General features: G+C 64.5%; 23 protein-coding genes, 1 tRNA gene and 1 pseudogene. 9 read left to right on the top strand and 16 right to left on the bottom strand.

All coding sequences use genetic code 11. The annotated features are described in order from the left end of the window. Window positions 1-118 precede the first annotated feature (118 nt). The 12 genes from rpoN to Q0C17_RS09610 all read right to left on the bottom strand — a co-directional run bounded on the left by rpoN (window position 119) and on the right by Q0C17_RS09610 (window position 8,792). Window positions 119-1,609 (bottom strand): RNA polymerase factor sigma-54, encoded by a 1,491-nt coding sequence (gene rpoN, locus Q0C17_RS09665; protein WP_366914798.1) that lies wholly within the window; start codon window positions 1,607-1,609, stop codon window positions 119-121. Window positions 1,610-1,627: 18 nt separating this feature from the next. After that, a complete protein-coding gene (gene lptB / locus Q0C17_RS09660) occupies window positions 1,628-2,362 on the bottom strand; it encodes an LPS export ABC transporter ATP-binding protein (protein WP_291205062.1) in 735 nt (244 codons plus the stop codon). A gap of 89 nt (window positions 2,363-2,451) precedes the next feature. Beyond that, on the bottom strand, window positions 2,452-2,979 hold the full coding sequence (locus tag Q0C17_RS09655; protein WP_291205059.1) for an LptA/OstA family protein: 528 nt from the start codon (window positions 2,977-2,979) through the stop codon (window positions 2,452-2,454). After that, window positions 2,966-3,640, bottom strand: a complete 675-nt coding sequence (gene lptC, locus Q0C17_RS09650) for an LPS export ABC transporter periplasmic protein LptC (protein WP_291205056.1) — start codon at window positions 3,638-3,640, stop codon at window positions 2,966-2,968. Before lptC ends, Q0C17_RS09655 begins: the two co-directional genes overlap by 14 nt. A gap of 112 nt (window positions 3,641-3,752) precedes the next feature. Then, on the bottom strand, window positions 3,753-4,367 hold the full coding sequence (locus Q0C17_RS09645; protein WP_291205053.1) for a ribonuclease D: 615 nt from the start codon (window positions 4,365-4,367) through the stop codon (window positions 3,753-3,755). A 49-nt stretch (window positions 4,368-4,416) separates the two neighbouring features. Then, window positions 4,417-4,881, bottom strand: coding sequence for a YaiI/YqxD family protein (locus Q0C17_RS09640; protein ID WP_291205050.1), 465 nt, complete (start codon window positions 4,879-4,881; stop codon window positions 4,417-4,419). A 14-nt stretch (window positions 4,882-4,895) separates the two neighbouring features. Beyond that, on the bottom strand, window positions 4,896-5,306 hold the full coding sequence (locus tag Q0C17_RS09635; protein ID WP_291205047.1) for a hypothetical protein: 411 nt from the start codon (window positions 5,304-5,306) through the stop codon (window positions 4,896-4,898). A gap of 61 nt (window positions 5,307-5,367) precedes the next feature. Continuing rightward, entirely contained in the window at window positions 5,368-6,393 is a 1,026-nt protein-coding gene (locus Q0C17_RS09630; RefSeq protein WP_291205043.1) for an SO2930 family diheme c-type cytochrome, read from the bottom strand. A 3-nt stretch (window positions 6,394-6,396) separates the two neighbouring features. Further along, window positions 6,397-7,641 carry a parallel beta-helix domain-containing protein gene (locus tag Q0C17_RS09625; protein WP_291205040.1) on the bottom strand — a complete coding sequence of 415 codons (1,245 nt, stop codon included), beginning with the start codon at window positions 7,639-7,641 and terminating at the stop codon, window positions 6,397-6,399. A 69-nt stretch (window positions 7,642-7,710) separates the two neighbouring features. Further along, window positions 7,711-7,950 carry a DUF1150 family protein gene (locus Q0C17_RS09620; RefSeq protein ID WP_291205036.1) on the bottom strand — a complete coding sequence of 80 codons (240 nt, stop codon included), beginning with the start codon at window positions 7,948-7,950 and terminating at the stop codon, window positions 7,711-7,713. Window positions 7,951-8,138: 188 nt separating this feature from the next. Further along, window positions 8,139-8,214, bottom strand: a tRNA-Ala gene (locus Q0C17_RS09615). Between the two features lie 56 nt (window positions 8,215-8,270). Beyond that, window positions 8,271-8,792 (bottom strand): TIGR02300 family protein, encoded by a 522-nt coding sequence (locus tag Q0C17_RS09610; RefSeq protein ID WP_291205033.1) that lies wholly within the window; start codon window positions 8,790-8,792, stop codon window positions 8,271-8,273. Between the two features lie 121 nt (window positions 8,793-8,913). Here Q0C17_RS09610 and aroA point away from each other — a divergent pair, with 121 nt between their 5' ends. Then, window positions 8,914-10,239, top strand: a complete 1,326-nt coding sequence (gene aroA / locus Q0C17_RS09605) for a 3-phosphoshikimate 1-carboxyvinyltransferase (protein WP_291205030.1) — start codon at window positions 8,914-8,916, stop codon at window positions 10,237-10,239. A gap of 3 nt (window positions 10,240-10,242) precedes the next feature. Beyond that, on the top strand, window positions 10,243-10,734 hold the full coding sequence (locus Q0C17_RS09600) for a GNAT family N-acetyltransferase (protein ID WP_291205027.1): 492 nt from the start codon (window positions 10,243-10,245) through the stop codon (window positions 10,732-10,734). 21 nt (window positions 10,735-10,755) lie between these two features. Here the strand turns inward: Q0C17_RS09600 and Q0C17_RS09595 are convergent, their stop codons facing one another. Continuing rightward, window positions 10,756-11,130: a nuclear transport factor 2 family protein gene (locus Q0C17_RS09595; RefSeq protein ID WP_291205025.1), complete on the bottom strand. Its 375-nt coding sequence runs from the start codon at window positions 11,128-11,130 to the stop codon at window positions 10,756-10,758. A gap of 117 nt (window positions 11,131-11,247) precedes the next feature. Here Q0C17_RS09595 and Q0C17_RS09590 point away from each other — a divergent pair, with 117 nt between their 5' ends. The 6 genes and pseudogenes from Q0C17_RS09590 to mscL all read left to right on the top strand — a co-directional run bounded on the left by Q0C17_RS09590 (window position 11,248) and on the right by mscL (window position 16,909). Further along, window positions 11,248-12,330: an NADH:flavin oxidoreductase gene (locus Q0C17_RS09590; RefSeq protein ID WP_366914797.1), complete on the top strand. Its 1,083-nt coding sequence runs from the start codon at window positions 11,248-11,250 to the stop codon at window positions 12,328-12,330. A gap of 41 nt (window positions 12,331-12,371) precedes the next feature. Then, entirely contained in the window at window positions 12,372-13,154 is a 783-nt protein-coding gene (locus Q0C17_RS09585; RefSeq protein WP_291205020.1) for an SDR family oxidoreductase, read from the top strand. A gap of 80 nt (window positions 13,155-13,234) precedes the next feature. Beyond that, on the top strand, window positions 13,235-13,873 hold the full coding sequence (gene cmk / locus Q0C17_RS09580) for a (d)CMP kinase (RefSeq protein WP_291205018.1): 639 nt from the start codon (window positions 13,235-13,237) through the stop codon (window positions 13,871-13,873). A gap of 130 nt (window positions 13,874-14,003) precedes the next feature. Then, a pseudogene (gene rpsA, locus Q0C17_RS09575) lies at window positions 14,004-15,683 on the top strand (30S ribosomal protein S1); the annotation flags it as partial. A gap of 394 nt (window positions 15,684-16,077) precedes the next feature. Further along, window positions 16,078-16,377: an integration host factor subunit beta gene (locus Q0C17_RS09570; protein WP_291205014.1), complete on the top strand. Its 300-nt coding sequence runs from the start codon at window positions 16,078-16,080 to the stop codon at window positions 16,375-16,377. 112 nt (window positions 16,378-16,489) lie between these two features. Continuing rightward, window positions 16,490-16,909 (top strand): large conductance mechanosensitive channel protein MscL, encoded by a 420-nt coding sequence (gene mscL, locus Q0C17_RS09565; protein ID WP_291205011.1) that lies wholly within the window; start codon window positions 16,490-16,492, stop codon window positions 16,907-16,909. 170 nt (window positions 16,910-17,079) lie between these two features. Here the strand turns inward: mscL and Q0C17_RS09560 are convergent, their stop codons facing one another. Next, entirely contained in the window at window positions 17,080-17,466 is a 387-nt protein-coding gene (locus Q0C17_RS09560; protein WP_291205008.1) for a VOC family protein, read from the bottom strand. 99 nt (window positions 17,467-17,565) lie between these two features. Here Q0C17_RS09560 and soxR point away from each other — a divergent pair, with 99 nt between their 5' ends. Further along, the gene (gene soxR / locus Q0C17_RS09555; protein ID WP_291205005.1) at window positions 17,566-18,021 is read left to right on the top strand and encodes a redox-sensitive transcriptional activator SoxR; all 456 of its coding nucleotides are present in this window, start codon (window positions 17,566-17,568) and stop codon (window positions 18,019-18,021) included. Here soxR and Q0C17_RS09550 read toward each other — a convergent pair. After that, window positions 18,018-18,653: an HAD-IA family hydrolase gene (locus Q0C17_RS09550; protein ID WP_291205003.1), complete on the bottom strand. Its 636-nt coding sequence runs from the start codon at window positions 18,651-18,653 to the stop codon at window positions 18,018-18,020. The genes soxR and Q0C17_RS09550 overlap by 4 nt on opposite strands. 1 nt (window position 18,654) lies before the next feature. Further along, on the bottom strand, window positions 18,655-19,365 hold the full coding sequence (locus Q0C17_RS09545; protein ID WP_291205000.1) for a DUF3299 domain-containing protein: 711 nt from the start codon (window positions 19,363-19,365) through the stop codon (window positions 18,655-18,657). Window positions 19,366-19,367 lie beyond the last annotated feature (2 nt).

Below are 19,367 nucleotides of genomic sequence, written 5' to 3'. Positions count from 1 at the left end.
CAAACAGCCGTTCATCGCCGCGAAAGCGGAGATGAGCTGGCAATGCAGAACTTGAAGAACCAGGAACCGGCCAGCCCCAGAGCTGCATCCGGCCGCCTCATGTGCGCGACAGGAAAACCTATCCCGCCTTGCCCATCCGGCGGCGCTGGACGCTCGAGGGGATGTTCAGGCTCTCGCGGTACTTTGCGACCGTGCGGCGGGCAATGTCGATGCCAAAGCCGGTAAGGATTTCGACGATCTGATCATCCGACAAGACGTCTTCCGGCGCCTCGTCCTCGATCAGTTGCTTGATCCGGTGACGGACGGCTTCGGCGGAATGCGCTTCGCCGCCGCCAGTCGCGGGGATCGAGGCGGAGAAGAAGTATTTGAGTTCGAACAGACCGCGCGGCGTCGCCATGTACTTGTTGGACGTCACGCGGCTGACGGTCGATTCGTGCATCTCGATCGCGTCGGCAACCTGTTTCAGGTTCAGCGGGCGAAGGTGCGCCACACCATGGGCGAAGAAGCCGTCCTGCTGGCGGACGATCTCGCTCGCCACTTTCAGGATCGTGCGCGCACGCTGGTCGAGCGACTTGATCAGCCAGGTCGCCGAGGCCGCGCATTCGGAGATGAATTCCTTTTCCTTGTCGCGCATCGGCAGCGCCGTGACTTCAGCATAATAGGCCTTGTCCATCAGCACGCGCGGCAGTGTTTCGGAGTTGAGTTCCACGGCATACATGCCGTTCGGCAACTCGCGGACATAAACGTCCGGCGCCACGGCTACGGTCGTATCGCTCGAAAAGCCTGCGCCGGGCTTCGGCGACAGCTGGCGCAGTTCCAGCAGCATGTCCTGGATGTCGGCCTTGTCGACGCCGCACACATCCATCAGCTGCTTCAGGTCATGCTTGGCGACGAGGTGGAGGTTGTCGAGCATCGCCTGCATCGCCGGATCAAGCCGGCCGCGATCCTTCAACTGCAGCGCAAGGCATTCCGGCACCGAGCGCGCCATCACGCCGGTGGGATCAAACCCCTGGCAGACGCCGAGCACAGCTTCGACATTCGCGATATCGGCGCCGAGCGATTTCGCCACGTCATCCAGCGATGTGCGCAGGTAGCCGGTCTCGTCCGTCTCGTCGATCAGGCGCGCGGCGATCAGCCGGTCAGCGTCCGACAGGCCGGCAAAATTCAGCTGCGTGTGCAGGTGTTCGGCCAGCGTGATGTCGCTGGAGAGGTTGGCGGTATAATCAAAATCCTCCGAGGCCTGACCATTTCCGGCCGTCGACCAGTCGGTCTTGGCGGACGGGCCTGAGGCATTCGCCGGCATCGCGGCATCGGAGCCGGTGCCCGGTTCGTAGAGATCCTCGCCCGGTGCATCGAGCTGCTCGCGCGCCTCGCCCTGGCCCGTGCGTTCGTCCAGCGAAAGCTCCTCGCGGCGGACCGGTTCGCCGGCTTCCGGCGCGCTGTTGTCGTCCTCGACCTTCACGAGCAGCGGATTGCGCTCAAGCTCGGCCTCGACGAATTCGGCAAGTTCCTGGTTCGACAGCTGCAACAATTTGATCGCCTGCTGGAGTTGCGGCGTCATCACCAGGGACTGGCCCTGGCGCATGTCGAGTGAATGTTTCATGGCCATAGGCCGCGCCCCCTGAGATCAAGCGGCGAACTGCTCACCCAGATAGACCCTGCGCACATCCTCGTTTCGCAGCACGTCTTCCGGCGTGCCGTTGAAGAGGACTGCCCCATCATACATCACATAGGCCCGGTCCACGATCTGCAGCGTCTCGCGGACCTGGTGGTCCGTGATGAGAACGCCGAGGCCGCGCTGCTTGAGGAAGCGGACGAGGTCGGAGATGTCTGAAATGGCGAGCGGGTCGATGCCGGTGAACGGTTCGTCCAGTAGCATGAAGCTCGGACGAGATGCGAGCGCACGCGCAATCTCCACACGCCGCCGCTCGCCGCCCGAAAGGGACGTCGCCGGCTGCTTGCGCAGGTGTTCCACGTGCAGTTCACTGAGCAGGCTGTCGACCTGTGCCTGGCAGGCGGCGCTGTCTTTCTCGACAAGCTCCGCAACGGCCATGACGTTTTCTTCAACACTCATGCCCCGGAAGATCGAGGCTTCCTGGGGCAGGTATCCGACACCCAGACGGGCGCGCTGATACATCGGCAGGCGGGTCACATCCTCGCCGTCGATGGAGATGGCGCCGGAATCGGCACCGATCAGTCCCATGATCATGTAGAAGCAGGTGGTCTTGCCGGCCCCGTTGGGTCCGAGCAGGCCGACAACTTCACCGCGGTCGAGGGAAAGGGACACATCGCGCACGACCTGGCGCTTGCCAAAAGACTTGGCAAGATTGCTGACTACCAGGCCTTCGGCCGCTTTGGTCATCCCGTTTTCCATCCATCCACGGCCGTTTTCCGGCCTCCCACAGCCTTAACTGGTCATGCTTAAGATCGGTTTCACCAATCCCGTCAAATTCACTGGGTCTGGCCCGGCGGGTTCGACGGCTCGATCACCATCCTTGTGCGGCCGGAGCCGCCTTCGAGCGTCGTGCGGCGGTTTTTCACCTCCATCCGGAGGGTTTCCCCCTCGGCGACGTCGCGCTCGCGCATCAGGGCAACGTTACCGGTCATCGTAATCGTGTCGGTGGCGAGTTCGTAGACGCCGCGGTCACCTTTGGCCTTCAGCTCCGGCGTCACGTAGTAAACGTTACCTTCGGCGACGATGTTCTCAACCTGTCCGAACCCGCCGGCAACGGTGTTGGTCTGGCTGGCGCCGGTATTCTCAAGAAAGCGGATCGTCACCGTATTGGCGCGCAGGCGGGCAGTGCCCTGCTGGATGTCGACATCCCCGATCAGCACGACCTTGCGCTCGTTCTGGATGCTCTCAGTGCGGGCCGAGTTGATATAGATCGGGCCGCCTTCGGACGAGATCTGCGCCAGGGCCGGCATCCCTGCCGCCAGGGCCAGTCCCACAACAGCGCCAGCAGCTTTACGGAGTGACATCTTGCTCACTTTCAGACGTTGCCGGCGTCTCGGCCGGCTGGGGATAGATTACGGTCTTCACATTGCCCTTGAAGACGATGCGGTTGCCGCCGTCGAGAATTTCATACGAGTCTGCCTGGATGTCGCCAAGAGGCCCTTTGCCTTCCAGAGGTGACAATCCCTCCACCCGGTTCTCGCCAAGGATCAGGCGCGCGCCCCGGCTGATGAAGGAATAGCCGCCGCTATCGGTGATGTTGACCGCTTCGTAGAGCTCGAGCACGCCCTTGTCGCGGTCGTAATAGCCGGTGGGGGCTTTCAGTTCGGCGCCCTTGCTGTCGCGCATGATCGGATTGACGAGGTCGACAACCCCCTCTTCCGTCCGGCGGCGCTGGGCAGCGTCGGCGGTGATCGTGAACACGTCGCCGGAGGAATCCCGGCCGGTGAAGCGCGGGTTGATCATGGTGACGGATTCGTCATCGCGCACGGCGGGCGGGCGGGCATCCTGGCTCAGCGCGCTGCGGAAAATGTAGCCCACGAAAAGGCCGATCGCGACAGCGGCCAGACCCACGAGGGCATAGCGCAGATAGCGCACCCGGTCGGTGCGGCGGCGGGCCTGGGCCAGCGTCAGCTGGCGCCGCGGCGCCCAGAGCGTGGCGGGGTCATGATGGAGGCTGGAATCCATGTGTCGGGGTCGGCCTGATCCTGCACGCGTTACGAGGCTATGATCCATAGCCGCGATATCGCCGAAGTGAAAGCGCGCCTGGCAGGCCGGCGCACCCGCCTCAGACCCGGAATCAGGAATGCGCGAAGATGTCTTCTTCGGACCAGCCGGCAAGGTCGAGTTCGGCGCGCACCGGAAGGAAGCCGAAACAGGCCTCTGCAAGGCCCATCCGGCCTTCGCGCTTCAGCATGACCTCAAGGCCCGCCTTGATCTGGTGCAAATAGAGGACATCGGAGGCCGCGTAATGGATCTGAGCCTCGGTCAGCGTGGCGGCGCCCCAGTCGGAGCTTTGCTGGGCCTTCGACATGTCGATTCCGGCAACTTCGCGGGCGACGTCCTTGAGGCCGTGACGGTCGGTATAGGTGCGGGCGAGGCGCGAGGCGATCTTGGTGCACCAGATGGGCGACACGGTGATCCCCATCCATTTGCGCATCATCGCGATATCAAACCGCGCAAAGTGGAAAAGCTTCACGACGCGCGGATCGGTCATCAGCGCTTTCAGGTTCGGGCAATCGAAATCGCGGGTCAGCTGCACGAGATGGGCAGTGCCATCCCCGGCCGAGAGCTGCACGAGGGTGAGGTAGTCCCGGTTCGGATTGAGGCCCATCGCCTCGGTATCGACGGCGACGACCGGCCCGAAATCGAGGCCTTTGGGGAGATCCCCCTTGTGAAGCGTGATCTGGCTCATCTGCGGCCCTTAGCACGGTGCCCGTTAAGGGCAAGTGTGTACGGATCGTTCAGCTTGCGGCTTTCTTGACCGCCACCAGGGCGGTATCGAGCGCCGAGAGGAAGCGGGAGCGGTCGGTCTTGGAAAAGGGCGCAGGGCCGGTGGCCCCTATCCCGGCGACGCCCACGCGAAGGTCTGCCATGATGGCGCGGGTGGCGAGCGCGCCGCCGATCGAGTCCGGCGTGAAGGGCTTGCCGGTGGGGCCGAGCACTTTGGCGCCGGCTTTGAGCGCGCGGTCGGCGAGCGGGATGTCGGCCGTGATGACGACTGAAAGGGCATCGGCCTCTTCGGCGATCCAGTCATCGGCGGCATCGAAACCGTCGCTGACAATCTTGCGGCTTATCAGCGGATGCTCCGGGATGCGGATATAGCTGTTGGCGACGATGACGACCGGCACGCCATGGCGCAGGGCGACCTTGTAGATCTCGTCCTTCACCGGGCACGCATCGGCATCCACGAGGATACGGGGTGTCATCGCCTGGTCTCCGGTTACTCCGCGCGGCGGGCGGCGACCCAGATCATGAGGAAATCGCGCCCGTGCGACAAGGTCTGGCCTTCGATCTTTCCGCCGGCAAAGCGGCCGGAATGGCTGTAGAGCGCCGCGCCGTCCGTGGTGACACTGCCGAAGGCGAGCGTGTCGCCCCGAAGGGAGTATTCGCCCTCGAGGAATTCCGATTCGTAGAACGAGCCCGTGACCTTGTTGTCCGCGCTGGTCTTCAGCGCCATGACGGTCGAACTCGGTGGCTCGGTGGGCGACCAGAACATCGTGACGTCCCAGATGCCGTCCAGGGCGGACGGGGCGAGCGCGGCCGCCTCGGCGGGCGGGGCTTCGGCGGCGGGCGCAGCCGGCGTGGCGCAAGCCGCAAGCATCAGCGCCGCAAGCAGGATCAGGGCTTTCATCAGTCAGTCTCCGGAATGTCCTCGCAGCGCCAGCTAGCGCCGGGGCGCGGGGCGGCAAGCGCTAGCGCGACTCCATCTTGCCGATCCATTCGCGGATCAGTGCGAGCCCTTCCGGATCATGTACGCTGCGGCCGAGTTCCGGCATGGCAACGCCCGGCTCCACCGACGCCATGCGGTAGGCGAGGATCGAGCGGTCCGGCGCGCCGGGCACGATGACCTGGAACAGCGTGCCCGCGCCGCGCCCGGCCGCGACCGGACGCTTGCCGATGCCAACCTTCACCGGATCGGTTTCGGTGGATGACAGCACGAGCCCCGAATTGGAGGCCGAGCCATCCGGCTTGTGGCAGTGGGCGCAGTTGATATCGAGCCAGGCCCGGGCCCGCGCCTCCAGCGGCAGCGACACATCGAACACTTGCGCCGCCGCCGGCGCGCCGGCGGGCAGCTGGTCGAGGAGCCCCCTCGCCAGCCAGTCTTCGAGTTGGCCATGATGGTTCAGGTTACGCGCCTTCGGGCCGATGGGCGCAATGACGGCGCCGGCCTGATGGCACGTCTTGCACTGGTTCTGATTGGGCACGGCGTAATTGATCGTGAGCGGACGACCTGCCGGGTCAATCGTCGAGACTTCGCGCCGCGCACCAATGGGGGCATATTCGGCTTCGGTGCCTTCGGCGTTCCAGACATAGGCATAGGCGGCCCAGCCGGCTTGCTTGTGGATCAGCAGGCGCGTCTCGACCTTGTAGGCGCCCTCTCCCGGCGCGCGCATGTCCGGCGCGAAGGCGAAGGTTTTCACCAGCACCGTGCCGACCGGAAAGGCGAACACGTCCTCGCCGTCATAGACCGCTTTTTCGCTGCCGGGCACGAAGACGAAGCGGTGCTTGGCGGCGTGATCGGAGAAGAGCGGATTGACGAGGTCATAGGCGGTGACGCCCAGCGCCGGCTGCGATGCAGAAGCGTCCGCAAACAGACGGTAGTCGGACAAGGTCTTCGCCGGTTGCTCGGCGAGGATGACCGACATGTCCGGGCCCCCGGCCTTTCCTAGGCCGCAGGCCGACAGGACACCGGCCAGCAAAAGGGCAGCGAAGCGCAAGGCTTACTCCTGGACGTGCGCAAGCACGATGGGCGCGGGCTCCGCTGGCGGCGTGCCCACAGGACGATCCGTGGACGGCGCAATGGCCGCCGGGTCCAGAGGATAGGAGGGCACGCCGAAATTCAGGAAGCCGACTTCCGGGGCTTCACTGATGGTAAGGTTCACGGCCTGCGGCTCGGCGCCCGGCCAGGAGGTGACCCCGTCCCAGACAACCGGCGGCAGCGTGCCGCCCATCGCATCTGCCAGCGGCTCGAGGATCCCCTGCGGATCATCTCCGCCGCCGGTATACTTGTTGGCGCGCACCACAATGTCGCGCGGCAGCGGATTATAGGCCGCATCGGTGAAGGGCAGCGAATAGGCAGTGATCAGCACGCCGGTGGAGCGGTTGTTCTCGAAGGTGTTGTCGAACACATGCACATTCCGGTTTGCCATGATGATGACGCCGGTGCCCGACGGCACGCCGGCAACGATATTGCCGGCGGCGGCGAAGTTGCGCGTATTGTTTGCAAGGATCTGGTTGGAGAAAATGCGCGTGGAATTGCCGCCGGAGACCGGCAGGTCCGGCAAGTCGAAGACGAGGATACCGCCGGTATTGTTGCGCGCGATATTTCCGTACACGTCCGCGCCGGACGAATTCTCGATCTCGATTCCGGCGACATTGTATTCGACAACCGAGTTGCGCACGATGATGTTGGAGGACTGGCCGACATAGATGCCGGCGTCAGAGGCGCCGCGCACGGTGACATTCTCGACGAGTACGTCCTTCGATTCGACCGGGTAGACGCCGTAAGCGCCGTTGGTCTCTTCCGGCTCGCCGGTCCATTCGACGGTGACGAAGCGGTAGATGATCCGGTCGGCGCCCTTGGACTTTATGCCGTCGCCCTTGGTGTCGCGGACGGTGAAGCCGGTGAGCGTGACGCCGTCGGAGGTGACGAGCAGGCCCTCCCCTGCGCCGGCCTGTTGGGCAAAGTCGAGCACGGTCTTGCCCTCGCCGGCGCCGCGCAGCGTGACGCCTTCGACATCCAGCGACAGCGAATCGATCAGCGAGAAGGTGCCTTCCGGCATCTGGATCGTGTCGCCGGGCCTGGCACTGATCAGCGCGGCCTGAAGGGTGGCGCCGAAGTCGCCTTCTGCGGAAAGCGGCGCCGGCGCACCAGGATCAGCGGCGGGGGGCGATGAGGCGTTGGGCGTGCAGGCAACGATGATCAGTGCCAGCGGAATCGCACAGGCCGCGCGCGAAAGTTTCATGGTGTCCTCCCCGGATCAGCGGACACGAGTGTCAGCTTCAATCCGGGGAAAAGCAAGAAGATCGCAGGCTCAGTGAACGCTGAGCGGGTTCAGGTCGTTGGCGAGTGCGGCGGCAAAGGCGGCTTCCCGGCCTTCGACGATGGCGAGGCGCTGTCCGTCCGCGGAGGCCACGATGAACAGATCATCCGGGTCTGCCACATCATCGAGGGCTTCCGGCGGCAACAGGCTGCGGATTTCGCCGTCAGCGAGATGACGGATGTAGACGAAGGTATTGCCTTCAGGGGCGTGCGATTTCAGTCCGGTCGTCATGGGTCCACTCCTTTCCGCGCCCCGGGCGGGGTCGCTGGCAGGCTGGTGCTCTGCCATGCACAGAAGGTGGGCCCCGAATGTGTCGGGTTCAAGCACCGGGATGCGGCAACATGGCGGCGCGGCGCTAACAGGCGTGTGAAGGTGGGCCAAATGCCCGGTTTTTGACAGGACTGCCTTCAAAAGGGTCCTGGTGGAGCCAGACGGAGTCGAACCGACGACCTCTTGCATGCCATGCAAGCGCTCTACCAACTGAGCTATGGCCCCTGACCGGGAAGGCGGGAGGATTAGTCTCAGCCTCCCGCCATTTCAAGTCCTATTTATCACCGTCCGTCTTCGTCATCGTCGATGGCCAGATCGTCGTCGCCATCTTCGTCATCGTCGATCTCGAATTCCTCGTCTTCGTCGTCGGCGATGATCACGTCATCGTCGTCAACTTCGGCGCCGTCCTCGGTGAATCCGGCCGGAACCTTGCCGGCGGCCGGAGCTTCTTCCTCGTCTTCGGCGTCTTCGATGATCACGTCATCGTCTTCGCCGACGAGTTCCTTGGTCTCTTCCTCGTCGTCTTCCTCGACTTCGTCCTCGACCTCGGCGGCCTCGTCGTCATCGTCGCGGATGACAGCATCGTCCTCTTCTTCGGCCTCGTCGTCATCCTCGGCCACGGCCTTCACGGCGGCGCGGGCGGCCTTCGCCTTCACCTTGGTGATGGTGGTGCGGATGACCTCGTCTTCGGGGTCGAATTCGGCGCCGCATTTGGGGCAGACGGCCGGGCGTTTGTTGAGGTCATAGAATCGCGATTCGCAGGACGGACAGACCTGCTTGGTTCCGAGCTTGTCCTTGGACACGGGCACGCGCTCCTCTTTGAAGGGAAATTACCGATTGGAAGCTGGCGCGCTTGCCATGAACGCCCCGCGCTGTCAAAGCCCGAATTGAAGTCACCAACCCCTCAACTCAGGGCCTTCCTCCATGGTCTGGACCAGCCGACCCGTCCGGCGCCTCGCCGGCTCCATCAATGCGCCGGGCGACAAGTCCTGCAGCCACCGGGCTCTGATCTTCGGCGGACTGGCCAGCGGCACGAGCCGGTTTACCGGCCTGCTGGAGGGCGATGACGTGATCCGGACCGGCCGGGCGATGGCCGCGCTGGGGGCTGGCGTGACCAATACCGGGCCCGGCGCCTGGGAGGTGACGGGCGTGGGCGCGCGGGGCCTGACCTCGCCCAGGGGCGTGCTGGATTTCGGCAATTCGGGCACCGGATCGCGCCTGATGATGGGCGTGATGGCCGGGTTTGACCTGACCGCGGAGCTGTGCGGCGACACCTCGCTCTCCTCCCGGCCGATGAACCGGGTGCTGAACCCGCTGCGCCAGATGGGAATGCGGGACACGGCGGGGAAAGAAGGACGCCTGCCTTTCGCACTGACCGGCTCAAGCGCCCTGAACGAAATCTACTACAAGCCGCCGCAAGCGAGCGCGCAGGTAAAGTCGGCCGTCCTGCTGGCCGGTCTCAACGCCGTGGGCACGACCACGGTGCTGGAGGCCAAGGCGACGCGCGACCATACCGAGCGTATGCTGCAGGGCTTCGGCGTGAAGCTCGGCTTTGCGACGCGCCCGGGCAGCGGCGAGACGGAAATCTCGATTGCGGGCAAGCAGCCCCTGTTCGCACTCGACGCCGCCATCCCGGGCGACCCCTCCTCGGCCGCGTTCCTTATCGCGGCGGGCATTCTCTCGCCGCAGGGCGACGTGATGGTGCAGGGCGTGATGTCGAACCCGACGCGCTCCGGCTTCTATGACGTGGCCAACCTGATGGGCGCGCATCTCGGCGCTGAGGAGCGCGGTGAGGCGGCCGGCGAGCGGCTGATCGACCTGCACGCGGGCTACGCAGGCCTGAAGGGCATCGCCGTGCCGGAGCGCCTCGTCGCCTCTATGATAGACGAATTCCCGATCCTTGCGGTGCTGGCCGCTTTTGCGCAGGGCGAGACACGCGTGACCGGCGCCGACGAACTGCGCGTGAAGGAGAGCGACCGGATCAAGGCGATCGTCGCCATGCTGCGGGTCAACGGCGTCAGCGTGGAAGAGACCGAGGACGGCTTCACTGTGCAAGGTTGCGCAGGCCCGGTGCCGGGCGGCGGACTGGTCGCGACGCATCACGATCACCGCATTGCGATGAGCGCCCTCGTGATGGGGACGGCGGCGCAGAAGCCGGTAAGCGTCGACGACGTCTCAATGATCGATACGAGCTATCCGGAGTTTCTGGACCACATGAAGACGCTGGGGGCGGAGATTTCGGAGGGGTGAGGAATGGTGGACATCATCTACCTGCGGAAAGACCTGGTCGCGGCGCACCGATCTGCCGTGGAAGCAGTCGCGGCTGAGCGGATTTATCTTGGACTGGTGACGCTGCCGCCCTTCGATCCGAAGCACGCCTTTCCGCTCCGGCTGATCGAGAATGACTGGCCGATGTATGCGGCGATGGACGGCAATGACCTCGTGGGCTGGGCCGACATCACGCCAGTCGGCGTGCCGGAGAGCGTGCATCGCGGAGTGCTCGGCATGGGCATCCTCGCCGGCCATCGCGGCGCCGGGACCGGGCGGCGCTTGCTGGATGCCTGTCTCGACCATGCTCCGCGCTCCGGCATTGCCAAGGTGGAGCTGACGGTGTTCACGAGCAATACGGCAGCGATCGCGCTTTACCGCCGGGCGGGCTTCACCGACATCGGGGTCAGCAGGGACTATCGCCGGCTGGACGGGGTGACCTACGACGCGCTGATGATGGAGAAGTTTCTGGACTGAACGCCCCGGACGGGGCGCGCGTCAGGCGAGCGCGGCAGAGAGGCCTGCCGCGGCAGCCGAGTCGAGATATTCCCGCACGTTGGTCACCCGTCCGTCCTTCACGTCTGCGACAACGCAAACGGCGAGATCGAGCGCCTTGCCATCAGGCAGCGTGCCCCGGACGGCGTGCTCCTCGACAAAACCTGTGCCGGTTGCCGAGCGCACGGCGTCTTCATAGCGGAAATCCTTGACGACCCGCCCGACGGCCGCATTGAACCTGAGCAGGGTGTCGAGGCTCATCGGTCGGCCATTGTTCTGGCGCACGCGCATGTCCGGCGCGCAGAGACGCCGCACGGCCGCATCATCCTGCCGGGCGAGCGCTGCGAACAGCTGTTTCGCGATCTCTCCATGGTCCATTCCTTGTCGCCCCCTGTTTTGCTGGAACGAGCCTAAACCCGCGGAGCGCGAAGGCAAGACGGACCCCTACCCCCACGGCAGAATTGACGCCGCCCGTGGCGGCGCCATTGTGGCGTCATGACATCCCTCACCTCTCCCCTTTCTCTCCCGCGCGGCCCCGCCATGAAGAACCGCTTCATGCTGGCGCCGCTGACCAATCTCCAGAGCCATGCCGACGGCGTGCTGAGCGATGACGAGTATCGCTGGCTGACCAAACGGGCCGAAGGCGGCTTCGGCGTGACCATGACCTGCGCGGCGCATGTGCAGGCCAAGGGCCAGGGCTTTCCGGGCCAGCTTGGCATTTTTGGCGACAAACACCTCGGCGGCCTGTCGCGGCTGGCGGCCGGCCTGAACAAGGCGGGCACGCATTCGGTGGTGCAGCTGCACCATGCCGGCATGCGCAGCCCCAGGGACCTGATCGGCGAAGCGCCGCACTGCCCATCCGCGAACGAGGAATTCGGCGCGCGGGCGATGAGCCTCGAAGAAGTGAAAGCTTCGCGCGACGCCTTCATCGCCGGGGCAAAGCGGGCGGAGAAGGCCGGCTTCCACGGCGTGGAACTGCACGGCGCCCACGGCTACCTGATCTGCCAGTTCCTGAGCGCCGAAGTGAATCAGCGCACCGACGAGTATGGCGGCAGCTTTGAAAACCGCGCGCGGTTCCTCTACGAATGCATCGAGGGCGTGCGGGCCGAATGCGGCAAGGACTTCTCCCTCGGCGTGCGCCTCTCGCCGGAGCGGTTCGGCATGGACCTTTCCGAAATTCTCGGCCTTGCGGGCGCCCTGCTGAAAGACGACCGGATCGACTATCTCGACATGTCGCTGTGGGACAGTTTCAAGGCGCCGATGGGTGCTGCGGCCGGTGGCAAGACGCTGGTGGAACTGTTCGGCGCACTGGCGCGCGGGCGCACGCGGCTCGGCGCGGCCGGCAAGATCCTGACGGGGGCAGATTGCCAGCGTGCGATGGACGCGGGCCTCGACTTTGTGGTGATCGGGCGCGGGGCGATCCTGCACCATGACTTCCCGATGAAGGTCGCGGCTGATCCCGGCTTCCAGCCGATCGCCCTGCCCGTACCGGAAGCGCACCTGAAGGCCGAAGGCCTCGGCCCCGCCTTCCTCACCTATATGAAAACCTGGAAAGGCTTTGTTGCAGAGCCCGCCTGAACCATCCGCAGACTGACAAAAGACATACAGGGAGACACATCATGCAGATCACCAAAGACACCGCCGCCGTTGTGACCGGCGGCGCTTCCGGCCTCGGCCAGGCCACCGCCCGCGCGCTGGCGAAGGCCGGCGCGAAAGTCGCCATCTTCGACATCAATGAAGAGGCCGGCGAGGCGACTGCCAAGGAAATCGGCGGCATCTTCTGCAACGTGAACATCATGAGCGAGGAAAGTTGCGTCGCCGGCTTCGAGAAAGCCCGCAAGGCGCACGGCCAGGAGCGCATCACGGTGCACTGCGCCATGGCGGCAAAGGGCGGCAAGACGCTGAGCTGGGACAAGGACAACGCGAAATACAAGCGCCTGCCGACGGCGGACTATGCCTTCGGCGCCGAGGGTGTGCTGGTGGCTTCCTACCGGATTGCCTCGCTGTCGGCCGAAGGCATGGCCTACCTGCCGGAACTGGAAGACGGCGAGCGCGGTTCGATCACGCTGACGGCGTCGGTGGCGGCGCAGGACGGCCAGATCGGACAGGTCGTGTACGGATCGTGCAAAGCGGGCGTGAACGGCCTCGTGCTGCCGATGGCCCGTGACCTGATGGACCTCGGCATCCGCGTCAACTCGATCATGCCGGGCATCTTCGCAACGCCTCTGATGCTGCGCGCCTCGGACAAGGTTCTGAACAGTCTCGCCGCCTCGGTGCCGTTCCCGAAACGCCTCGGCAAGCCGGAAGAGTATGCCTCGCTGGCCCTTCAACTGGCGACGAACAGCTATTTCAACGGCCAGTGCATCCGCCTCGACGGCGGCATCCGGATGGCGCCGCGCTGATCCCGCCTGGCTTCGTGCGGTAACGCCAGAGGGCTACCGGAACTTGACTCAGTATTTCCGGTAGCCCACTCCCCGGCCCCATGATCATTGCGATTGATGGCACCACAGCTTCGGGAAAGGGCACGATTGCCCGGCGGCTGTCCGGGTATTTCGGACTGCCGCACATGGATACCGGACGGCTGTACCGCGCCGTGGGTGTGGCGGCGCTGAAGCAGGGCGTGCCGCTGGACGCGGCAGGGCCGCTGGCCGACATCGCCCGGACGCTGGACCTCAACGATTTCATCGAACACGAGCTGCGCTCTGCCGAAGCCGGCAAGGCGGCGAGCGTGGTGGCGGCGATCCCCTCGGTGCGCCAGGCCCTGTTCGAGCTGCAGCGGGCCTTCGCGACCCGGGCCGGGGGCGCCCTGCTAGACGGGCGCGACATCGGCACGGTGATCGCCCCGGACGCCGACGTGAAGCTGTGGGTGGACGCCGATGTTAACCAGCGGGCGACCCGGCGCTGGAAAGAGCTGTCGCAAGGCGGCGATCCGATTACGCTGGAAACGGTTACCCAGCAGCTGAAAATCCGCGATGCGCGCGACCAGGGGCGGGCAGATGCCCCCGCCGCAATGGCCGCCGATGCCATCTTGATCGATACGACTGATCTCACTATAGACGCGGCTGTGGAAAAGGCGCTGGCAGCCGTAGAGGCCGCCCTCGCCCGTGGAAAGACTGCCTGAGGGCCCGAAAGGCTCAATCCAAACAGGCGGCGCCGCAACAGAACAAGACCACCCCAAGGGGCCGGATGTCCGCAGGCTGCAATGGTGCAGGCCTGCCTCTGAACCATTCATGCCCTTCCCCGGAGATCCAATGAACAAGTCAATGAACCCTACCCCCGCCGATTTCGCCTCGATGTTCGAGAGCTCGGCCGCCGCTGGCGCCATGCAGGAAGGCCAGGTTATCCCGGCCACCGTCCTACGCATCGACAATGACGCGATCGTCGTCGACATCGGCCTGAAGACCGAAGGCCGTATCCCGATCAAGGAATTCGCCCTCGAGGACAAACAGCCGGCTCCCGGCGACATCGTCGATGTGTATCTCGACCGCATCGAGAACGCCCTCGGCGAGGCCGTTCTCAGCCGCGACAAGGCCCGCCGCGAAGAGCGCTGGGTCAAGCTCGAGCGCAGCTTTGCCAAAGGCGAGCCCGTCAAGGGCGCGATCTCCGGCCGCGTCAAGGGCGGCTTCACGGTCGACCTCGGCGGCGTCAACGCCTTCCTCCCCGGCAGCCAGGTGGACATCCGTCCGGTGCGTGATGTCGGCCCGCTGATGGGCGAAGTCCAGCCGTTCGCGATCCTCAAGCTCGACCGCGTCCGCGGCAACATCGTTGTCTCGCGCCGCGCGATCCTCGAAGAGAGCCGCGCCGAACAGCGCGCCGAAATCGTCTCCGACATGAAGGAAGGCGATGTGCGCAAGGGCGTCGTCAAGAACATCACCGATTACGGTGCGTTCGTTGACCTCGGCGGTATCGATGGCCTGCTGCACGTCACCGACATGTCCTACAAGCGCATCAACCACCCCTCGCAGGTGGTCGAAGTCGGTCAGGAAGTCGAAGTCCAGATCATCAAGATCAACCCGGAAACCCAACGTATCTCGCTCGGCATGAAACAGCTGGGTTCCGATCCGTGGGACAACATCTCCGCCCGCTACCCGTCGGGCGCACGCCTGAAGGGCACCGTCACCAACATCACCGACTACGGCGCGTTCGTGGAACTGGAAGATGGCGTCGAAGGCCTGATCCACGTCTCCGAAATGAGCTGGACGAAGAAAAACGTGCACCCCGGCAAGATCCTGTCGACCTCGCAGGAAGTCGAAGTGGAAGTGCTGGACGTCGACAGCGACAAGCGCCGTATCTCGCTTGGCCTCAAGCAGACCATGGACAATCCGTGGAATGCCTTCCTCACCGAACACCCTGTCGGCTCGGAAATCGAAGGCGAAGTGCGCGGCATCACCGAGTTCGGCCTGTTCGTGGGCCTCGGCCCCGACCTCGACGGCATGGTGCACATCAACGACATCTCGTGGGACAAGCCCGGTGACCAGGCGATCGAAGCCTTCACCAAGGGTGACCGCGTCAAGGCGAAAGTCCTGGACGTCGATGTGGACAAGGAGCGCATCTCGCTCGGCATCAAGCAACTGTCGGGCGATCCGATCGAAGCGGCCGGCGAATCGGGCATCAAGCGCGGCTCGACCGTGACCTGCACCGTCACCGAGGTTTCCTCGGGCGGCCTGGAAGTCGAGTTCGGCACCCCGCCGGTGAAGACCTTCATCCGCCGTTCGGACCTCTCGCGTGACCGCGCTGACCAGCGCCCCGAGCGCTTTGCGGTCGGCGACAAGGTCGACGCGAAAGTCGTGACCGTGGACAAGGCCTCGCGCCGCGTCTCTCTCTCGATCAAGGCGCTCGAGATCGCCGAAGAAGCTGAAGCGGTCGCCCAGTATGGCTCGGCGGATGCCGGCGCCTCGCTCGGTGACATTCTCGGCGCGGCGCTCGCCTCTTCGGGGACCAAGGGCAAGGCCAAGGCCGCTCCGGCTGCGAAAGGCGATGCCAAGTCGCTCGACGCCCGTGGCCGCCTCACCGCTGCCCAGGGTACCGCCGACGATCTGAAGAAGATCAAAGGCGTTGGCCCGGCCTTCGAGAAGAAGCTCCACGAAGCGGGCATCTTCCACTTCTGGCAGATCGCTGCCCTGTCCGACGAGCAAGTGTCGAGCCTCGAAGAAGAGCTCGCCTTCCAGGGCCGGATGGAGCGAGACGACTGGAAGGGCCAGGCTGAAGAGCTGATGTCCGAAGGCTGACACCGGTAGGCTCCGGGTCGGAGCCAACCTAAAATTCAGGCAATGTTTGCGGCGGGGGCCTAGCGCTTCCGCCGCAAATGCGTTTAATATCAACAGGATGCTGAAGTCCCAACTGATCGATAAGCTCGCGGCCGAGTACCCGCACCTGCGTCATGAAGACGTGGAGAAGGTGGTCAACGTGATCCTTGACGAAATCGGCGGCGCCCTCGCGCGCGGTGACCGGGTGGAGCTGCGCGGCTTCGGCGCGTTTTCCGTGCGCAAGCGCGAAGCCCGGCGCGGGCGAAATCCCCGCACGGGTGAACCGGTCAAGGTGCCGGCCAAGGCCGTGCCCTTCTTCAAGGCCGGCAAGGAATTGCGCGCCCGCGTCAATGGCGGCGATGATCCTGAGGCGCGATAAGCGCCGCGCATTGCTCGCCTTTCATGCGCCCCATGCTTGACGATGGGACCGAACCCCGCAAATTGGACACGGAGCTTTCCGGCCGCCGGCCGTGTAAGAAAAGGGGCCTTAAATGCTTAAAGAATTCAAAGAGTTCGCCCTCAAGGGTAACCTCGTCGACCTCGCCGTCGGTTTCATCCTCGGTGGCGCCTTCGGAACGATCGTCACCTCGCTCGTCAACGACATCATGATGCCGGTCCTCGGCCGCGCCACGGGCGGCGTCGACTTTTCGAACCTGTTCCTGAACATCTCCCAGAGCCCGACCTCGACCACCTCGCTGGCCGCCGCACGCGAAGCCGGGGATGCGGTGATCGCCTATGGCTTGTTCATCAACAACATCATCTCCTTCACGATCATGGCTTTCGCCCTGTTCTTCGTGGTCAAGGCGATGAACAACCTGAAGAAGAAGGAAGCTGCCGCTCCGCCGCCGGCTCCGCCGCGCCAGGAAGTGCTGCTGGAAGAAATTCGCAACCTGCTCGCCAAGCAGAGCTAGGACCTGCGTCACGCCGTTCATGGAGCGTTAGGGATATTCCTGCATACTCCGGAACAGTAGAGTACCGTGTAGAGTAGTGAGGGGCGGCCAAAAGGCCGCCCTTCTTTTTTGGTGCCAGGCGGGTTTCGCGCGGCAAGCCGCGCCGGGACCAGGCTCAGGGCGTTCTTGGTTCAGGGCTTCGCGTAGCTGATGATCTCGTATTCGATGCCGTCCTCGTCGAAGAAATAGAAACGCCGGCCGGGTTCGTAGTCGGCATGGTTGAACGCCTTGAGGCCCCGCGCAGCGACCCGCTGCTCGATGGCGCCGAGATCTGCCACTTCAATGCCGAGATGGTTCAGCGGCGCGCCCTTGGCGAAGTCCGCCTTCGCGGCGGCGTCCGGGCGGAGTGAATAGACGGCGAGATAGTCCGTGTCCGAACCGACATGGATCGTGTAGCCGCCAGAGGCCGCCCTGCCCTTCCAGCGGATATGCCAGCCAAAGAGATCCATCAGCATGGCCGCTGTCCGTTCGGGGTCACTCACGCTGATGTTTACATGTTCAATCCTGACCTGCGTCATGTCCCGATTTCCTTTCGTGATGGCCTGAAGGGGTTGACGCAGGCAGATGTGCAACCTCAACCTAAATTGAGGTCAAGAACTGTTTTCGGAGAATGAGCGATGCGCGCGGACGACGTGATGCTGATCGGCGACATGGCGGCGCGCACGGGGCTGTCCGTCTCCGCCATCCGCTTTTATGAGGCAAAGGGACTGATCGCCCCGGTACGCAGCCCAGGCGGGCAGCGCCGGTTCCGGCGCGCGGATATCCGGCGCCTTTCCTTCATCCGGATCGCGCAGCAGCTGGGTCTGACCATCGATGAGATTTCCGCGGAGCTGGGCAAACTGCCGAGCGGGCGCACGCCGACGGCGGAGGACTGGGCACGCATCAGCCGCTCGATCCGCGCTTCGCTGGATGCGCAAATCCTATCGCTGACACAGATGCGCAGCCGTCTGGACGGATGCATCGGCTGCGGCTGCCTCTCGCTGAAGAAATGTGCGCTCTACAATGCGCACGACCAGGCGTCAGCCAAGGGCACCGGCCCTCGCTTCCTGATGGGCGACAATCCGCCTGACTAGGCGAAGGTGACGCCCAGCGCCTCGGCCAGCGCGCCGTGTGAGCCTTCGGTGAAATGGAACGCCTGCCATCCGCGCCCGCGGGCAGCGAGGATGTTCTCGTGCATGTCATCGACCAGCAGCAGCGTGCGCGGATCGGCCTGAAGTTCTTCCTCGATATGGGCAAAATAGCCTGTGTCGGGCTTGGCGATCTTCATCCGGCCGGCGGCGAAGATGCGCTCGACATGAGCATGGAAGCCCATCGTATGCTCGATATAGTCCGTACGCCGCACTTCGTTGTTGGTCGCCATCACGTTGCGCACGCCGCGCTGCTTCAGCGCGCCGACAATCGCCAGCGTGTCATGGTCCGGCAGATTGTCCCGGCTGAACCAGTAGTCGAGGATCTCATGCGTGCGGCCATGCGCGCCGTTCTTCTCGGTCCACTCAGTGACGATTTCGAGCAGGCAGGCTTCGCCCTGCATCGCCTTCTGGAATCGGCCGTCGAACAGGTGGCGGCTGAAGGAGTGCAGCGACAGGCCGAGATCGCGTTCGAACGTGCGCGACCAAGCGAACACGCCATTCTGGACGTTCCGGTTCAGAACGCCGTCAAAGTCCCAGGCGACCGTGCGGATGGCGGAGGGGTCAGCGATCGCCACGTCAGTACGTGTATTCCTCAATCGCGGTCAGCGTGATCGTGTAAGCGGCGTCGGCCAGATCGCTTTCCTGGGTCTGGGTGTGGATCGTTCCTTCGATCCAAACGGCTTGCGCGAGATCTTTCATCTTGATCGGCTTGTCGGCCATCACGAACACAGTCTGGTTCGGCGGCGGCGGCGGGGCGTGGATGCAGGCGCCGAAATACGGCACCAGCAGGAACTCCTTGATCTGCGCATCGGCGCCGTACTCGAACGGAACCGTGTAGCCCGGGATGCGGATCTTCTTGCCGTTGAGTTCCTTGACCGTGTTGAATGTGCCGATCTGGACGGCGGTATCACCGGCCGAGCCTTCTGCCACACCGGCGCCGGAATAGAGCATCGACATCTGAGCCTGATACATCTGGGCGAGGCGCTCCTCCTCTCCTTCCGGCATCAGGTCTTCCCAGCCGATGCGCCTGACGCCGCGAGCGGCGAGTTCGGCGTCGCGCTTCTTCGCATCGGCGGCGCGCTGGGCGGCCTTGGCCTCGCGGGCGGCGGCGCGGTCGGCGGCGGTCTCGCCGATCTTGTCGCCGACTTTCGGCTCCGGTTTCGCGGTACTCGTGGCCGCCGGTTTGGAGGCGGGGGCAGCCTCGGCGGGCTGGGTCGAGGCGTCGGTGCAGGCCACCAGCGAGGCGGCAAGGATCGAGGCATATAGGGCGTTGAAGCGTTGGGTCATGC

The sequence above is a fragment of the Hyphomonas sp. genome (genome assembly GCF_022844445.1).
GTDB lineage: Bacteria > Pseudomonadota > Alphaproteobacteria > Caulobacterales > Hyphomonadaceae > Hyphomonas.
This window is presented reverse-complemented; position numbering and strand designations above follow the sequence as displayed.

Excerpts from the sequence above, each read along its gene's own strand:
- rpoN (WP_366914798.1), bottom strand. The coding sequence starts at position 1,609 with ATGGCCATGAAACATTCACTCGACATGCGCCAGGGCCAGTCCCTGGTG.
- lptB (WP_291205062.1), bottom strand. The coding sequence starts at position 2,362 with ATGACCAAAGCGGCCGAAGGCCTGGTAGTCAGCAATCTTGCCAAGTCT.
- Q0C17_RS09655 (WP_291205059.1), bottom strand. The coding sequence starts at position 2,979 with ATGTCACTCCGTAAAGCTGCTGGCGCTGTTGTGGGACTGGCCCTGGCG.
- lptC (WP_291205056.1), bottom strand. The coding sequence starts at position 3,640 with ATGGATTCCAGCCTCCATCATGACCCCGCCACGCTCTGGGCGCCGCGG.
- Q0C17_RS09645 (WP_291205053.1), bottom strand. The coding sequence starts at position 4,367 with ATGAGCCAGATCACGCTTCACAAGGGGGATCTCCCCAAAGGCCTCGAT.
- Q0C17_RS09640 (WP_291205050.1), bottom strand. The coding sequence starts at position 4,881 with ATGACACCCCGTATCCTCGTGGATGCCGATGCGTGCCCGGTGAAGGAC.
- Q0C17_RS09635 (WP_291205047.1), bottom strand. The coding sequence starts at position 5,306 with ATGAAAGCCCTGATCCTGCTTGCGGCGCTGATGCTTGCGGCTTGCGCC.
- Q0C17_RS09625 (WP_291205040.1), bottom strand. The coding sequence starts at position 7,641 with ATGAAACTTTCGCGCGCGGCCTGTGCGATTCCGCTGGCACTGATCATC.
- Q0C17_RS09620 (WP_291205036.1), bottom strand. The coding sequence starts at position 7,950 with ATGACGACCGGACTGAAATCGCACGCCCCTGAAGGCAATACCTTCGTC.
- aroA (WP_291205030.1), top strand. The coding sequence starts at position 8,914 with ATGGTCTGGACCAGCCGACCCGTCCGGCGCCTCGCCGGCTCCATCAAT.
- Q0C17_RS09600 (WP_291205027.1), top strand. The coding sequence starts at position 10,243 with ATGGTGGACATCATCTACCTGCGGAAAGACCTGGTCGCGGCGCACCGA.
- Q0C17_RS09595 (WP_291205025.1), bottom strand. The coding sequence starts at position 11,130 with ATGGACCATGGAGAGATCGCGAAACAGCTGTTCGCAGCGCTCGCCCGG.
- Q0C17_RS09590 (WP_366914797.1), top strand. The coding sequence starts at position 11,248 with ATGACATCCCTCACCTCTCCCCTTTCTCTCCCGCGCGGCCCCGCCATG.
- Q0C17_RS09585 (WP_291205020.1), top strand. The coding sequence starts at position 12,372 with ATGCAGATCACCAAAGACACCGCCGCCGTTGTGACCGGCGGCGCTTCC.
- cmk (WP_291205018.1), top strand. The coding sequence starts at position 13,235 with ATGATCATTGCGATTGATGGCACCACAGCTTCGGGAAAGGGCACGATT.
- Q0C17_RS09570 (WP_291205014.1), top strand. The coding sequence starts at position 16,078 with ATGCTGAAGTCCCAACTGATCGATAAGCTCGCGGCCGAGTACCCGCAC.
- mscL (WP_291205011.1), top strand. The coding sequence starts at position 16,490 with ATGCTTAAAGAATTCAAAGAGTTCGCCCTCAAGGGTAACCTCGTCGAC.
- Q0C17_RS09560 (WP_291205008.1), bottom strand. The coding sequence starts at position 17,466 with ATGACGCAGGTCAGGATTGAACATGTAAACATCAGCGTGAGTGACCCC.
- soxR (WP_291205005.1), top strand. The coding sequence starts at position 17,566 with ATGCGCGCGGACGACGTGATGCTGATCGGCGACATGGCGGCGCGCACG.
- Q0C17_RS09545 (WP_291205000.1), bottom strand. The coding sequence starts at position 19,365 with ATGACCCAACGCTTCAACGCCCTATATGCCTCGATCCTTGCCGCCTCG.